Here is a 14,728-nt window from a genome sequence, read left to right on the forward strand (position 1 = left end):
GATGCTCCTCAACGGAACGCCAGCCCCATCGCATCGCGGACTTCTTCGAGCGTTGCACGGGCGGCATCCCGGGCCTTCTCTGTCCCTTCTGCAATGATGCTGTGAATCAGATCCGTATTCTCTTCAAACTGTTTTGCCCGCTCCCGCACCGGAGCCTGCTCCGCAACGATGGCATCGATCACACATTGCTTGCACTCCAGACATCCCCATGCAGCTGCGCGACAGCGGTCTGACACTTCCGCCTGGCCATGCTCGTCACTGTACAACTGATGAAAACGCCATACCGGACACTTATCCGGATCTCCCGGATCACTGAGACGGATACGCGCAGGGTCTGTCGGCATATTACGGACAGCTTTTGCAACGTCGTCAGGCTCGGCTCGTAAGGGGATGATATTGCCATGACTGTTCGACATCTTACGACCATCCAGTCCGGGCATTTTTGCGGCGTTGTCGGCCAGAACGGCCTTCGGCTCTGGCAGGATGGCGACGCTGTCACCCTGCAGATATCCCAGCAGACGCTCCTTATCACTGAGTGTCAGGGAGTTCTGTTCACGGATCAGTGCCTGCGCAGTAGCCAGCGCATCCACATCGCCTTTGGTGGTATAAGCCACCCGCAACTCAGTATAAAGCTTGCCCGTTTTCTTACCGAGCTTACGGATCGCGGCTTCTGAGTTCGCAGTGAAATCAACCTCCCCCCCATAGAGATGGTTAAATCGCCGGGCGATCTCACGGGCCAACTCAACGTGTGGTGCCTGATCGGCGCCCACCGGAACCAGACCTGCCCGATAGGCCAGCACATCTGCACTCTGCAGCAGAGGGTACCCAAGTACACCAAATGTGCTGCGATCATTCTCCCGGTTGTGTTCAATAAACTCTTTGTAGGCAGGCGCTCGCTCAAGCCAGGTAAGAGGTGTAATCATCGAAAGAAGAAGATGAAGCTCTGCCTGCTCAGGCACGCGACTCTGGATAAACAGATTGGCCGCACCGGGGTTCACTCCGGCAGCCAACCAGTCAATCACCGTATCCCAGGTGGCAGAGTTAATCTGCTCTGTTGAGGTATACCCAGTCGTCAGGGCATGCCAGTCAGCAATAAAGAAGAAGCACTCGTACTCGTGTTGCAGCTTTACCCAGTTTTTCAGCACACCATGATAGTGGCCGAGATGAACCGGGCCGGTCGGTCGCATTCCGGAGACCACCCGCCTCTGCGGATCAACTGTACTCAATTGCGCTTCCTCTTTCTCTTATACCCGGCCCAGTGTACTCCAGCAGCCGGGCAATTTCCTGTTTTCAGGCCAGACCTGAGATACCAACCGCCGCACGTACTTTTTCAAGCATCGGACGACTGAAAGAACGCGCTTTTTCTGCGCCCTTCTGCAGCTCAGCTTCAATATCCGCCGGACGGGCCAGCAGATCTTCATAACGTTCACGGGCTTCGGCAACTTCTTCGTTGATCAATGCAAACAGTTTCTTCTTCGCATCTCCCCAACCGATACCTTCTGCAAACGCCTGGCGCATCTCGGCGGTCTGCTCCTGGGTTGCGAAAGCTTTCCAGATCTGGAAAACCGCGGAAGTATCCGGATCTTTTGGCTCACCCGGCTCCAGCAGGTTGGTTTTAATCTTATTGATGTGCTTCTGCAGCTTTTTCTCTGGCAGGAACAGCGGAATCGTGTTGCCGTAGCTCTTGCTCATTTTACGACCATCCAGCCCCTGCAGTACGGCAGCATCGTCATCAACCTGATAATCCGGAAGCGTCAGCAGCGGCTCATTTTTACAATAGATATGGTTAAAACGCTGAGCCATAGCACGAGCCATCTCGACGTGCTGAATCTGATCTTTACCGACCGGCACTTTATGCGCACCAAACATCAGGATGTCTGCCGCCATCAATACCGGGTAACTGAACAGACCCATAGTGACCGCCTTGTCTGCATCCTCACCTTCTTCGAGATTGGCATCCACGGCAGCTTTGTAGGCATGCGCCCGGTTCATCAGGCCTTTGGCGCAGATACAGTTCAGGAACCAGGTAAGTTGCGGTATTTCCGGAACGTCTGACTGACGATAAAAAACAGCATTATCGGTATCCAGGCCCAACGCCAGCCAGGTCGCGGCAATTTCCTTGGTCGATTGGTGTACAGCTGCCGGATCCTGACATTTGATCAGTGCGTGGAAATCCGCGAGGAAGTAAAAAGACTCGTTATTCGTATCGCGGCTGGCCTCAATTGCCGGGCGGATTGCGCCGACATAGTTGCCAAGGTGGGGGGTGCCGGTAGTGGTAATACCGGTCAGAACGCGCTGTTTGCTCATGGTCAGAACCCGTTACATCCGATGAATCGTAAAGGGCGCCATGATAGCGGTTTTAGCCGGTGAGTCACAGGCTAAGGACAGGTTCAGAGAAAGGCGCTTGCGTCACCTATGCCCTGACGCAATAACTCGGGAGCTTCTTCCGTCATATCGATAACGGTCGTAGCTTCGAACCCACAGAATCCGCCATCGATAACCACATCGAGCTGATGCTCAAGACGCTCACGGATTTCATAAGGGTCTGACAAAGGTAACTCTTCGCCCGGCAGAATCAGGGAGGAGGTCATCAGAGGCTCGCCCATCTCTTCCAGCAAAGCCATTGCGATGCGGTTATCCGGCACGCGGATACCGATGGTCCGCTTTTTCGGGTTCATCAGCAGGCGTGGAACGTCGCGCGTTCCCGGCAGAATAAAGGTAAACGCTCCCGGGGTATGGGCTTTCAACAGCCGGAACATCGAGTTATCTACCTTGGCATACACCGACAACTCGGAGAAATCGCGACACAGTAACGTGAAGTTGTGCTTTGGTCCGAGTTGCCGCATACGCGAAATCGTCTCGGTAGCCCCTTTGTCACCGATGCGGCACGCGAGTGCGTAAGCGCAGTCTGTCGGGATAACCGCCACACCACCGTTACGCAGAATGTCCGCTGCCTGCTTCACCAGGCGCTGTTGCGGATTATCCGGATGTATCTGAAAAAACTGGCTCACTTTACGTCCTTAAATACTGTCAGGCCCATTCAGACCAGACCGGAGTCACATCTGCTGGAAAGGCAGGCATCACACCAAGATCCAGACCGAAACGGTTAGGGCCGTGGAAATCACTGCCACACGATCCCATGAGATTCATTTCTTTTGCCAGCGCTGCCATCTGACCCCGCTGATTGTTGTCCATCTGGCCATACGCCACCTCGATCGCGCTGCCACCGGCATCGATAAAATCAGCCAGACAGGCTTTCAGCTTAGTGCGGGTCATTCTGTAGAGATGCGCATGTGCCATGACCGCCGTACCGCCAGCCTCAGTAATCCAGCGAACCACCTGCTCAAGCTCGGGCCAGCCACTCTTAACGTCTCCGGGCTTACCAGCCCCCAGGTACTTATTAAAGGCCACTGCCATCGAGGGGACCCAGCCCTGATCAACCATATAGCGCGCAAAATGTGGACGCCCGATTCCCTCGCCACCGGCATACTCCCGCACTTTATTCATATCGAAGGTCTGCTTCAGACGCTTGCCCACCCTCTGCGCGATCAACTCCGAGCGTTCGTCACGTACCTTCAGCTGATAAGCCTCTGCCGACTTCATCGCTTCTGATTCGGGGTTAAAATTGAGCCCGACAATATGCACGGTGACGCCTCCCCAGACACAGGAAAGCTCGATGCCTGGAATAAGCCGGATACCATGTTGCTGCGCGGCTGCAGAGGCTTCACGGAACCCAGCGACAGTATCGTGGTCTGTAATGGCCAGAACCTCAACACCCCGCCCCGCAGCTCTGGCCACCAGCTCGGCTGGTGACAGCGCCCCGTCGGATGCAGTGGTGTGACAGTGAAGATCAACAATGGAGTTCACATTGGACGCTCTGTGTGGCTTACGACATAATGCCCTTCATTGTAAATGCACAGAAGCCTGATAGCGAATGAAGTTACTGCTCGATTACCTGCCCATTGCCATCTTTTTTATTGTTTACAAGATGGCTCCTGACCTGATCAATTCACTGGAGCCCTACCTCTCAGCGGAGCAGACAGGCACCCTCAGAGAAACGAACCCACTGATCCTGGCAACGGCGGTACTGATTCCCTGTACTGTCCTGCAGATTGTAGCAACGCGCCTGATCTGGGGCACAGTCGAAAAGATGCACCTTGTCACTCTGGCCATCGTCGTACTCCTGGGTGGACTGACCATCGCCTTCAACAACAAAGAATTTATCCAGTGGAAGCCAACGATAGTCAACTGGGCATTTGCTGCCGGCTTTATTGGCTACCGTATGTTCACCGGCAATCATCTGCTCGAAAAAATGATGCGGGGCAACCTCAGCCTTCCGGACGTAATCTGGCGCAACCTTTCCGTTGCCTGGGTACTGTTCTTCGTGCTCAGCGGCATTCTGAATCTGTTCGTTGCCTATAACTTCAGTGAAGATCTCTGGGTGGACTTCAAACTCTTCGGGATGCTGGGTCTGACCTTTGTTTTTATTATCGCCCAGGGCATCTATCTCTCCCGCTACATCAAAGAAGATGAGGAAAGCAAATAATGTGGTACGCCATCATCAGTGAAGACATTGAAAACAGTCTGCCGCTCCGCAAGGAGGCCCGCCCAGCGCATATTGAGCGTCTGGAAGCGCTTAAAAATGAGGGTCGCCTTCTGATCGCAGGGCCTCATCCAGCCATTGATAATGAAGACCCGGGTGAGGCAGGCTTTACTGGCAGTCTGGTTGTCGCAGAATTTGACTCACTGGCGAGCGCTCAGGCATGGGCCGACGCAGACCCTTATGTGGCTGCGGGCGTATACGCTCGTGTCGTCGTAAAACCGTATAAAAAAGTACTCCCCTGAACACAACAACAAGACCGGAGATACCTGTGAAAAAATTCATCACTTTACTAACGACTTTCATGCTGCTGTCGGTTGGAGTTCATGCGGTTGAAAAACGCTATGTCAGTGACAAACTGTTTATCCAGCTACGCTCCGGCCCTTCCAATGAACATCGCATTCTGAAGGTGCTGCAAAGCGGCGAGCATCTTGTGTACGTAGAGGAAAGTGGTGACTTTACACTGGTTAAGACCAGCAAAGGCACCGAGGGCTGGGTCCGGACTCAATACCTGGTTGACGAACCCATTGCCCGGGAAAAACTGATTTTTGCCAACCGCGACCTGGAAAATCTTCGTGCGGAACTGTCCGCAGCAAACGAACAGAAAGCGGAGCTGCAGAAAGAACTCGAAGCTGTCAAAAGCGAACGCGCCAATACCAACCGCTCAAACACCGAGCTCGAACGTGAACTCGAACGCATCCGGAATATCTCCGAGAATGCCGTCGCTCTCGATGAAAAAGTCCGCAAACTTTCTGCGACGAACCAGCAGCTGGCACTTCAGGCAGAAACATTATCAGCAGAAAACGAAGAGCTGCGAAACGACTCAGGTATGACCTTCCTGCTCTATGGTGGCGGACTGGTTGTCGTTGGCATTCTGGCTGGTATCATCCTGCCAAACGTCAGAAGTCGTCGCAGTAACAGTGGCTGGGCCTGACACAATTTAAAGGATTACCCTCAAGGAGATTTCTCATGCGCTTTTTCACTGCCGTCCTGCTGATGCTGACGAGCCTGACGACAATGGCGGCCAAGCCAATGGACGAAACCGTTGCGGTTGCTCTCAATACAAGCGCTGGCTATATCGAACTGGAGCTGAACAAAAGTAAAGCACCTGTGTCGGTCGAAAACTTTCTCGCCTACGTAAATGACGGGCATTACAACGGCACTGTATTCCACCGCGTGATCAAAGACTTCATGATTCAGGGCGGTGGATTCGGTGCAGACATGCGCCAGAAGGCGACGCGTGCGCCCATCGAAAACGAAGCCAAAAATGGTCTTCGTAATGGTCGTGGCACGATTGCTATGGCAAGAACATCGAATGTAAACAGCGCCACCAGTCAGTTCTTCATCAACGTAAAAGACAACAACTTCCTCAATCATGGCGCTCGCGATTTCGGCTACGCTGTGTTCGGTCGGGTCGTCGCGGGGATGGAAGTTGTGGATCAGATATCACAGGTTCCTACGGGCGCCCGTGACGTTCCGCGTACACCTGTTCTTATCTACGATGTCCGTGTCATTGATAAAGCGGCACAGGAAAATGGCCGCCTGATTCCTTAATTCAGATCAACCAGTACAGCAATACCGGCATACTGACAAACGACATAAACGTCGATGTCACTACGAGCCCGGCCACAGCGTCGGGCTCGCGCTTATACCGGACCGCAAAGAGATAATTGAAAACTGCCACTGGCATAGAACTCTGAATCAATACCACGGCTCTGGAAACGCCGTCCATGTTCATCATTTCCGTCACCAGTAAGCCCGCCGCAAGCCCTCCCAGGATCCGCACCAGACTATAGACCACAGCCTTGCCCCAGCCTGTCACTTTCAGGTTGTACAACGATACGCCTAATGTAATCAGCATCAGGGGAATTGTCATTCCACCGATCAGCAGGATGGTCTCCTCAACAGACTCAGGAAGACGTAGCCCAGTCGCGATCAGGAATACAGACAAGGCAATGGCATACATAATCGGCATACGCGCAATGCCCGCGATGCCACCCGCTTCACGTCCCCCGGCCAGCAGTATCCCCACCGGAAAGTGTGCCACGGAGAGCATCATAAAAAAGGCCAGTGCTAATGCCAGGCCCTGCTCACCAAACGCCAGCAGACAGACGGGCAACCCCATATTGCCGACATTAGGAAATAAAAAAGACGGCAGGTAGCTACGCACGTCATCGCCCAGCAATCGTGGCAATACAACGCCAGGAATGACCATAAGACAAGTCACTGCAACGCACGCCAGCGCCGTCTGAGCGAATACCTGAGGATCAATTTCGACCTGTCCCAGCACCGAGAGCATAAGACAGGGTGCCCCGATGTTCAGTACCAGACGGGAAATAAAGTCACTGTCATAGTGAGTACGGGAATGCGCCCACAACGCGCCCAGCACAGCGCATACGACAACAGGAAACAGTACCGAAGCGATCTCAGAAATCATCAGGCCGGAAAACCACGCTTATTAGCAGTCAAAGCAGAAAGTATACGCAGCGGCTGCATACGATGCTCTGGTTTATTAAACTAGGTCTCCTTGAATATCGCTGGAACGCAATCGTGTCAGACCGCATTATCCACGCCCCCGAGTTAACCTGGAACGCTGATGGCCTCCCTGTGGCCAGTGCTTTCGACGATCCATACTTCTCCGTAGACAACGGTCTGGAAGAAACCCGCTACGTCTTCTTGCGGCAAAATGGCTTACCGGAAAGATGGGCTACTGGTGAGGGGCCCTTCCGGATCATCGAAACGGGGTTTGGCACCGGACTGAATTTTCTCGCTACCTGGCAGGCGTTCCGGGCATCAGCATCCCCGGAACGCTGGCTACATTTTACCAGCATAGAAAAATTCCCTCTGACACATGAACAACTGAACCGCGCACTTGCTCTCTGGCCGGAGCTGACGGATCTCAGTGCAAAACTACTGTCGGCGTATCCACCCGCAACACCGGGTTTTCACGTACTCAGCTGGCCGGAAGAGCGAGTAACACTGACCCTCATCTTTGCCGACGTTCATGATGCACTGCCAGAGCTGAATGGCCCCGTCGACGCCTGGTTTCTGGATGGTTTTGCGCCCGCAAAAAATCCCGCCATGTGGTCAGAGAAATTATTCAGTGAGATCCGGCGTATCAGTCTGAACCCCCAACCGGAGCATATCCCGACCGTCGCTACCTTCACTGCGGCAGGCCTGGTAAGACGGGGCCTGAAAGGCGCCGGATTCAGGGTCGCGAAAGTAGCGGGATTTGGCCGGAAACGGGAAATGCTGGCCGGCACATACGCAGCGACAATCGGACCGGAGAAAAGCAAGCTGCAACAGTGTTTACCCTGGCAAACGCTTCCGGAACCCTTACCCCGCGGAAGCCATATCATCATCGCCGGCGCCGGACTGGCAGGATGCTCGACGGCGAGGGCTCTGGCAGAGCGTGGGTTCCGGGTAACCCTGTGTGACCCCGAAGGCATCGCCAATGGAGCATCCGGCAATCCTCAGGGAGGGCTTTATATCAAGCTAGCGGCAGATGACCAGGCGACACACTCCGACTTCTATCGCCAGGCCTATCTTCTGGCTCTGCGTGAAGTCGAACGCCTGTTAGGGAGCAGTAAAGGCAAGCACTGGGACGACTGTGGTGTGCTGCAACTCTCCACCAGTGACAAAGAAAGCCAGAGGCAACAACGTTTTGTTGAACGACATCGCCCTCCTGCAGAACTGGTCGTAGTTACAGAGCACGATTCAGATAAGGCTCTGCTCTACCCTGCTGCGGGTTGGGTATCACCCGCTGACTTCTGTCGGGCCATGGCAGACCACCCGGCCATCCAGTTCTCCAGGACAGACATCAGAGCCATCAACACTGACGGAGGTCAGCTCACCGTGGTGACCTCAGATGGCAAGCTGCAGGCTGATGGCATCGTCGTTGCGACCGCGAATGACGCTGGCCGACTGACCGGTGCCGACAGTTATATCCCAACGAAAAAGATTCGCGGCCAACTCAGTTACCTTGCGACGGAGGGCTTGCCATCCGTCGATCGCGTGCTGTGCGCCCGCAGCTATCTGGCTCCTCCCATAGACGGGCGGATGTGCCTGGGTGCGACCTACAACCTCAATGACGACGAAACCGAACTGAGAGATGGCGACCATCAGACCAATCTCAGCCACCTGAAAGATTTTGGTTCTGACTGGTGTGATGCAGCAGAACACGCACAGGTTATCGGGGGACGTGTCGGATTCCGCTGCACAACACCCGATTACCTGCCGATGGCAGGACCACTGGTTCGTAAGCAGGAATTTGTTGAACGCTTCAGGCCTATGACTAAAAACGCTAAGCAGATTCCCCGACAGTCAATACCCTGGATGCAGGGAGTCTGGCTGAACATAGGCCATGGCTCCAGGGGACTTGCTTCAGCGTCGCTGTGTGCACAGATGATTGCCATGCAGATATCCGGAGATGCCCCCTGTACCAGCCAGACGGTATCAGATGCGTTATCGCCAAACAGGTTTCTGCTGAGGGATTTAATCCGGAATAAGCTGAAGGGTGAGAAGTAGTAAGTTGATACCGGGCAGTCAGATACCAGGCGGTAGCTGATCTGCCAATGCAAGCTGGCAGGTCTCACCAACAGGGTCAAACAGAATAACGACCTGCCCGCGCCTTATCTGCTCCCGAACCTGGTTTTTCTTATCATCAAAAGAGAAGTCATAGTCACCGTAGTCTGTCCCCTCACGGCTTACAAACTCTTCGATAATTCCATCCAGCGCGTCGGCTGACAGCATCTCTGCAGGAACCCGCAGCACACCTTCCTGCGGTGCATCTTCACATGGCAAAAGATGCCTCCCGCTCCCATTCACAGGACATTCTTAATTCAGTATCGGAAGGTTCATGTCCCTGTTCAGCCTGCCAGTTGAAGGTATGCCGTCCGGACAGTTCAGTTTCGAGATGTACCGTTGCAGACACCCAGTACATGCTTTTCAGAAGCGACTCAAATTGTCTTAACCAGGCTTCCCATTCATATTCAACCGCCCGATATGAGGCAGCAAAATGGATCACCTGAGTCTGATAGGCACCGGAAAATATATCGTCTCCGGCCATAGAAAACATCTCGCGCTTAAGCAGAGACCAGTCGTCATCAATCCCGAGGGGAAGCGTCCGGATAGCTGCCCAGTTGGAGCGGCGCTCCCGACGGGCTGCAAGATCCTGAGTACTTGGAACATGGCGGATAACGCCATACACGATCGATTCCTGATCAAACTGTGACACGCAAATTTCCTGATCTCTGACTACCGGTCGATAATAACGGAAACCTCGTAAAACGGAAACGCCAGCTCACCGGTAAAGATCAGCTGGCGTTCTGCTTACAGCGTTGCTCAGGCCCGTACGACTTCTGTGATCCGCTGCTTCACATAGCTTCCGGGAGCCTCTTCCAGCGCAGCCAGAGGGCCCTCTCCGGGAATACGCGGCGCCACCTGCTCGGTACCGCCCTGCTCCGCAATCCATGCTTCCCAGTCCGGCCACCAGGACCCACGATGACTCTCGGCATCCCGGAACCATTCTTCACTACTCTCAGGCAGCGAATCGTTCGTCCAGTAATTGTACTTGTCGGCCGATGGTGGGTTGATCACACCCGCAATGTGGCCTGACCCGCCCAGAACAAAACGGTTCTTACCACCGAGGATCTGAGCGCCCTTATAGGTCGCCTGCCAGAGCGCAATATGATCCTGCGATGCAGACAGAAAATACGCGGGGACTTTGATGGCCGAGAGATCAATTTTCACACCGTTAAGCTCGAGTGCGTTCTTTTCCTTTAAGAGATTTTTCAGATACATATTGCGCAGATAATACGAATGCATCCGCGCCGGCAGGTTCGTGCTGTCGGTATTCCAGTACAGGAGGTCGAATGCCGCCGGGCGCTCACCCTTCAGGTAATTATTCACAAAGAACGACCAGAACAGATCATTTTCACGCAGAGTATTAAAACTGAAGGCCATCTGACGCCCGTCGTAATACCCAAGGATATCCATTTGCTTTTCCAGTGCAGCGATCGTGGTTTCATTAATGAATACCCCGATCTCACCGGGCTGAGAGAAATCGATTAGTGTCGCAAGGAACGTGGCAGCCTTGATGCGGTTATCACGCTTTTTCTTCATATATGCCAGCGTTGCAGACAACAGCGTCCCGCCCAGACAATAGCCAATGGCGTTGACTTCTTTTTCGCCCGTAATCGCCTCAATAGCTTTCAAAGCCTCCAGCGGCCCCTCGAGCATGTAATCTTCAAAGCCCTTATTTCGCAGAGAGGCACCAGGATTGACCCAGGACACCACGAACACGGTGTGCCCCTGGTCGACCAGCCATTTAATCATGGAGTTATTTTCACGCAGATCCATGATGTAAAACTTATTGATAAAAGGTGGAATAACCAGCAGCGGCCGGCGGAACACTGTCGGTGTACTTGGCTCATACTGGATCAACTGCATCAGATCATTCTGATAGATCACCTTTCCGGGCGTGGTTGCCAGATTCCGGCCAACCTGAAAAGCCGAGGTATCCGTCATCGCCACATTCAGAGAACCCTGAACACTGGTCTCAAGATCCTCGGTCAGCTGCTCAATACCGTGGGCGAGGTTAAGCCCGCCCGTTTCCAGTGTTTTGTTAATCACATCTGGATTGAGGCCAGCAAAATTTGAAGGAGAGAGTGCGTTTACAAACTGACGAAGCAGATACTCTACTTTGCGCCGGGAGTTATCACTGAGGCCTTCGGTATCATCGACCATCTTTAACAGCGTGCTGCCCTGTAGCAGATAGAGTTGCTTCAGATAATCGAAAACCGGATTCTCACTCCACTCTGCGCTTTTGAAGCGCTTGTCAGAACGGTCGGGACAGATAACCGGCTCAAGATCCGCCTTTCCCATAAAACGCAGAACGGTGTTCTGATAAAGCTCCTGTTGTTTCTTGAGAAGCTCAATCTGGTCTTCCATGATCTTACCCGGCTGAGCCATCATAGCTTCACCCAGTTCTTTTAACGCCTCAGAAAAGTCAGTCAGAACACAGGCTGCGGGGTCTTCAGCCGAGGTGGGCTGTGTAAGAAAGTTTTCCCAGATTTTTCCTGTGTGTTCAGCGGCCTGAACGGCCATATCAAAATAATCGCTTACTGCTGTCGAAAATTTATCTGACGCTTCACTCATACGTCGCCACTCTCCATGAACTTTATCTGCACCATTAAAAAAGGCCACCGAAGTGGCCTCATTCCTGCCGGCAAATCAGGCCGCTGCCTTCGCCTTTGACGCTGCTTTCGTCGCAGTCGTCGCTGCGGTAGCCGCTGCTGTACTGCGCATCTCTTCCATGATGCCTTCCAGCTGAGTTTTAAAATCCATCGTCATGTCAGACAGTGCTTTCACGTCTTCCATAACTTTCTTGTTGAGACCTGTGGCCATTTCAGCCTGAGAGGATGCGTAAGTGCGCATGGAGTCTACATCTTTGACTTCAGCGGCAGACTTCATCTGAGTCAGGCCCATCTCCGCGTAGCTCTTCACCGCGTTGATCTGAAACTCCGTCAGTTTTTCCATGTTCTCAACGAAGAGACTATTGAACTTCGACATTGGTGCATACATGGTCTTGGCCTGTTCTGCGAATGCATTAAGAATGTTCTCTTGCATGGTCTTGCTCCTTCAATGGTTGGGAAGAACTTCTGGGACATCCCAAGATTGGGGATGTTCCATTTCACCTGCGTGACAGTCGTGTAAATAAAGTAGCAGTTCGCACGCTGAAGTCATCTGCCATTCGTCCATCACTTTGAGCAAAGCTAACATTGCTGACAGCTTATGGCCCTGTTTGTCCCAATAAGTACGGGGGCTGGCGTCAGGACTGCTTCTGTCCGGCGGTCATCATCGCCATAACCATCTTCTGAAATTCCGTCATTGCGTTCAGGCCATTATTGAAGAGTGGCTGATAAAGACTAAGTGGATCGTATCCATCTTCTCCGGCCTTCATTTTTTCCATCATCTGATCAAAGAGCTCTGTCTGAAATGCCTGAACATCAGGCAAACCTAACAGGCGTCTGAATTCTTCAGGCGTCAGGTCAAAGGTGACATTGATCTGCATAATTTTTCCTTTTCTGCGTTATCTGCCGACGTCTCGCTCAGTCGTCTGACGCCCGTTCAGTGTAAAGAGAGCAACGGGGACCGCCAACAATGCCGCAATGCCCGCAAGTGTAAACACCAGCGTGCCACCCAGTGACATCCAGAGCAAGCCACTGCCCCACGCGCCGATAGCGCCCCCAAGGCCAAAGCCGACACTGCTGTACAGCGCCTGACCCCGTCCGTGCATGGCTTTGGGGAAAAGTGTCTGTACATAACGCATCGATACCGCATGCATTACAGCAAAGCTGAAGGCATGCAGCGCCTGCAGAATCAGCAGCCCGGTAACGCTTGCTGTCGCTACTCCGGTCAGCGACCAACGCAATGCTGTCAGCGCCATACTGAGAACAATCCAGTTGCGCCAGCTAAGCAGGTGCATAATCCGTCCGAATTGCCAGAACAGCAGAACTTCCGCAATCACCCCCGCCGACCAGATGACACCGGTGAGCGCCGGACTGAAACCATTCTCCTCAAGAAATATGCTGAAGAAGGTGTAATAGGGGCCAAATGAGATCTGCAGAAGTATGTTCACCAGGATAAACCCGATGACCGCACGGGAAGCCAGCAGCCGGAGAAAAGGCACGCCATCTTCATGCCCGTCCTCGACGCGGGGGCTCTCTTTTATCCCCCAGGCATTCGCCGTAATCAGAAGCATAAGCACCAGCATCACGACCGGCAGAACCGATACCGTGGCCACGTCTAACAGCATTCCGACCACGATTACACTCATGATAAAGCCCAGCGACCCCCAGAGCCGGACACGGCTGTACAGATCCAGTTGGTTCTGAAGACTCTGCATACACAACACTTCGTACTGCGGCAGCATGGCGGCCCAGAAGAATCCATAGGCGATCATCACAATTGCAACGGTAACAAAATCCCTGGCGACAAAAATAAGACAGAAAAAAAGAACCGTCAGGGCTCCGGCTATCCGTATCATCTGTACCGGGCCGCGAAAACGTCCCGCCTGGGCCGCCCAGAGATTTGGGGCAAGAATACGGACAACACCGAACATGGCCATCAGGGTGCCTATGTCCGCAGCCGAAAACTCAAGACTCTGAAGATAAAGTCCCCAGAAAGGGGAGATACAACCCAGCAGCGCAAAATACAGCGCATAAAAGAAGGAAAAGCGGGAAGCAGGCACACTCATAAGAGAAGGAGTGGCAGGCCATACGCTGACCTGCCTGGCACTGTTATTCCGGCGCCTGGCCCGGAATCACAGGGGTAGTACAATGGACATCGGCATTCTGACCACGATGACGCAGCAGGTGATCGACCAGAACGATCGCCATCATGGCCTCAGCAATAGGCGTGGCGCGGATGCCAACACACGGGTCGTGACGCCCTTTCGTAATCACCTCAATCGGATTGCCATCGACATCCACCGACCGACCAGGAATCGCCATGCTAGAGGTCGGCTTAAGCGCGATGTGGGCAATGATGTCCTGACCTGTGGAGATACCGCCAACGACGCCACCCGCATGGACCAGATCGCCTGGGTCATCTCAGAGGGATTTGGGGACCGGGTCCTGGTCGCCCACGACATCGCCTACAAGCACAGGCTGATGAGGTACGGGGGCCACGGCTACGGCTACATCCTGGCCCATCTCGTGCCCAGGATGCGCGCCCGCGGCATCAGCGACGAGGCGCTCCACGGCATCCTGGTGGACAACCCCGGTCGTGCTCTGACTTTCGCGGAGCCTCGCCTGTAGACGACGGGCAGATTCAGACCAGCTCGAGCTCCTTGATGTAGGGGGCGTATGTGCCCAGGGCGCTCGACATCATCTGGTGCACAAGGTCATGGTCGGGCACGCACTGAGCTGGCGGGACAGTCGGATCTGAGTAGGCAGCAGCTCGAGGGAGAGATGGGCCTGGAGCGGCTGCGCATGGAGGGCCAGCTTGAGACGGCGTTGAAGCGCACCGACCTGACCCTGGAGCGGGAACGCCGGGAGGCTGAGCAAGCACGCAACGAAGAAGAATTGAACGCCGCTGCCAGATATGAGCGGGAACTGCAAGAAG

General features: G+C 53.9%; 17 protein-coding genes and 1 pseudogene. 6 read left to right on the forward strand and 12 right to left on the reverse strand.

Annotation, left to right across the window (positions count from 1 at the left end):
* Positions 1 to 8: 8 nt before the first annotated feature.
* From Q1L85_RS15240 to Q1L85_RS15255, 4 genes are all read right to left on the reverse strand, one after another.
* Positions 9 to 1,226 (reverse strand): tryptophan--tRNA ligase, encoded by a 1,218-nt coding sequence (locus Q1L85_RS15240; protein ID WP_300433556.1) that lies wholly within the window; start codon positions 1,224 to 1,226, stop codon positions 9 to 11.
* A 64-nt stretch (positions 1,227 to 1,290) separates the two neighbouring features.
* Complete coding sequence (gene trpS / locus Q1L85_RS15245) at positions 1,291 to 2,307, reverse strand: tryptophan--tRNA ligase (RefSeq protein WP_300425372.1); 1,017 nt, start codon at positions 2,305 to 2,307, stop codon at positions 1,291 to 1,293.
* Between the two features lie 83 nt (positions 2,308 to 2,390).
* Positions 2,391 to 3,011 (reverse strand): L-threonylcarbamoyladenylate synthase, encoded by a 621-nt coding sequence (locus Q1L85_RS15250; protein ID WP_300425371.1) that lies wholly within the window; start codon positions 3,009 to 3,011, stop codon positions 2,391 to 2,393.
* Positions 3,012 to 3,030: 19 nt separating this feature from the next.
* Positions 3,031 to 3,867 (reverse strand): PHP domain-containing protein, encoded by an 837-nt coding sequence (locus tag Q1L85_RS15255; RefSeq protein WP_300425370.1) that lies wholly within the window; start codon positions 3,865 to 3,867, stop codon positions 3,031 to 3,033.
* A 67-nt stretch (positions 3,868 to 3,934) separates the two neighbouring features.
* Between Q1L85_RS15255 and Q1L85_RS15260 the strand changes: the two genes are divergently transcribed.
* The 4 genes from Q1L85_RS15260 to Q1L85_RS15275 are packed head-to-tail and all read left to right on the forward strand — an operon-like array spanning position 3,935 to position 6,154.
* Complete coding sequence (locus tag Q1L85_RS15260) at positions 3,935 to 4,546, forward strand: septation protein A (RefSeq protein WP_300425369.1); 612 nt, start codon at positions 3,935 to 3,937, stop codon at positions 4,544 to 4,546.
* On the forward strand, positions 4,546 to 4,845 hold the full coding sequence (locus Q1L85_RS15265; protein WP_300425367.1) for a YciI family protein: 300 nt from the start codon (positions 4,546 to 4,548) through the stop codon (positions 4,843 to 4,845). The genes Q1L85_RS15260 and Q1L85_RS15265 overlap by 1 nt, the downstream gene beginning before the upstream one ends.
* A gap of 26 nt (positions 4,846 to 4,871) precedes the next feature.
* A complete protein-coding gene (locus Q1L85_RS15270; RefSeq protein ID WP_300425365.1) occupies positions 4,872 to 5,534 on the forward strand; it encodes a TIGR04211 family SH3 domain-containing protein in 663 nt (220 codons plus the stop codon).
* Between the two features lie 35 nt (positions 5,535 to 5,569).
* On the forward strand, positions 5,570 to 6,154 hold the full coding sequence (locus tag Q1L85_RS15275) for a peptidylprolyl isomerase (RefSeq protein WP_373915171.1): 585 nt from the start codon (positions 5,570 to 5,572) through the stop codon (positions 6,152 to 6,154).
* A 1-nt stretch (position 6,155) separates the two neighbouring features.
* Here the strand turns inward: Q1L85_RS15275 and Q1L85_RS15280 are convergent, their stop codons facing one another.
* Positions 6,156 to 7,037 (reverse strand): AEC family transporter, encoded by an 882-nt coding sequence (locus Q1L85_RS15280; RefSeq protein ID WP_300425363.1) that lies wholly within the window; start codon positions 7,035 to 7,037, stop codon positions 6,156 to 6,158.
* Between the two features lie 113 nt (positions 7,038 to 7,150).
* Here Q1L85_RS15280 and mnmC point away from each other — a divergent pair, with 113 nt between their 5' ends.
* On the forward strand, positions 7,151 to 9,127 hold the full coding sequence (gene mnmC, locus Q1L85_RS15285) for a bifunctional tRNA (5-methylaminomethyl-2-thiouridine)(34)-methyltransferase MnmD/FAD-dependent 5-carboxymethylaminomethyl-2-thiouridine(34) oxidoreductase MnmC (protein WP_300425361.1): 1,977 nt from the start codon (positions 7,151 to 7,153) through the stop codon (positions 9,125 to 9,127).
* Between the two features lie 18 nt (positions 9,128 to 9,145).
* On the opposite strand, the gene Q1L85_RS15290 is transcribed toward mnmC, so the two are convergent.
* The 7 genes and pseudogenes from Q1L85_RS15290 to Q1L85_RS15320 all read right to left on the reverse strand — a co-directional run.
* Positions 9,146 to 9,403 (reverse strand): YheU family protein, encoded by a 258-nt coding sequence (locus Q1L85_RS15290; RefSeq protein WP_300425360.1) that lies wholly within the window; start codon positions 9,401 to 9,403, stop codon positions 9,146 to 9,148.
* Complete coding sequence (locus Q1L85_RS15295; RefSeq protein ID WP_300425358.1) at positions 9,393 to 9,836, reverse strand: hypothetical protein; 444 nt, start codon at positions 9,834 to 9,836, stop codon at positions 9,393 to 9,395. Before Q1L85_RS15295 ends, Q1L85_RS15290 begins: the two co-directional genes overlap by 11 nt.
* A 107-nt stretch (positions 9,837 to 9,943) precedes the next feature.
* Positions 9,944 to 11,806, reverse strand: a complete 1,863-nt coding sequence (gene phaC, locus Q1L85_RS15300; RefSeq protein ID WP_300425356.1) for a class I poly(R)-hydroxyalkanoic acid synthase — start codon at positions 11,804 to 11,806, stop codon at positions 9,944 to 9,946.
* A 27-nt stretch (positions 11,807 to 11,833) separates the two neighbouring features.
* On the reverse strand, positions 11,834 to 12,229 hold the full coding sequence (locus tag Q1L85_RS15305; protein WP_300425354.1) for a phasin family protein: 396 nt from the start codon (positions 12,227 to 12,229) through the stop codon (positions 11,834 to 11,836).
* A 202-nt stretch (positions 12,230 to 12,431) separates the two neighbouring features.
* Positions 12,432 to 12,674, reverse strand: coding sequence for a DUF6489 family protein (locus Q1L85_RS15310; protein WP_300425352.1), 243 nt, complete (start codon positions 12,672 to 12,674; stop codon positions 12,432 to 12,434).
* Between the two features lie 18 nt (positions 12,675 to 12,692).
* Positions 12,693 to 13,859, reverse strand: coding sequence for an MFS transporter (locus Q1L85_RS15315; RefSeq protein WP_300425350.1), 1,167 nt, complete (start codon positions 13,857 to 13,859; stop codon positions 12,693 to 12,695).
* Between the two features lie 43 nt (positions 13,860 to 13,902).
* Positions 13,903 to 14,193, reverse strand: a pseudogene (locus Q1L85_RS15320) (chorismate synthase); the annotation flags it as partial.
* Positions 14,194 to 14,199: 6 nt separating this feature from the next.
* Between Q1L85_RS15320 and Q1L85_RS15325 the strand changes: the two are divergent.
* Positions 14,200 to 14,421, forward strand: a complete 222-nt coding sequence (locus Q1L85_RS15325) for a hypothetical protein (protein WP_300433557.1) — start codon at positions 14,200 to 14,202, stop codon at positions 14,419 to 14,421.
* Positions 14,422 to 14,728: the final 307 nt, after the last annotated feature.

It is taken from the genome of uncultured Thalassolituus sp. (genome assembly GCF_950066645.1).
In the GTDB taxonomy this organism is placed as follows: domain Bacteria; phylum Pseudomonadota; class Gammaproteobacteria; order Pseudomonadales; family Oceanobacteraceae; genus Thalassolituus.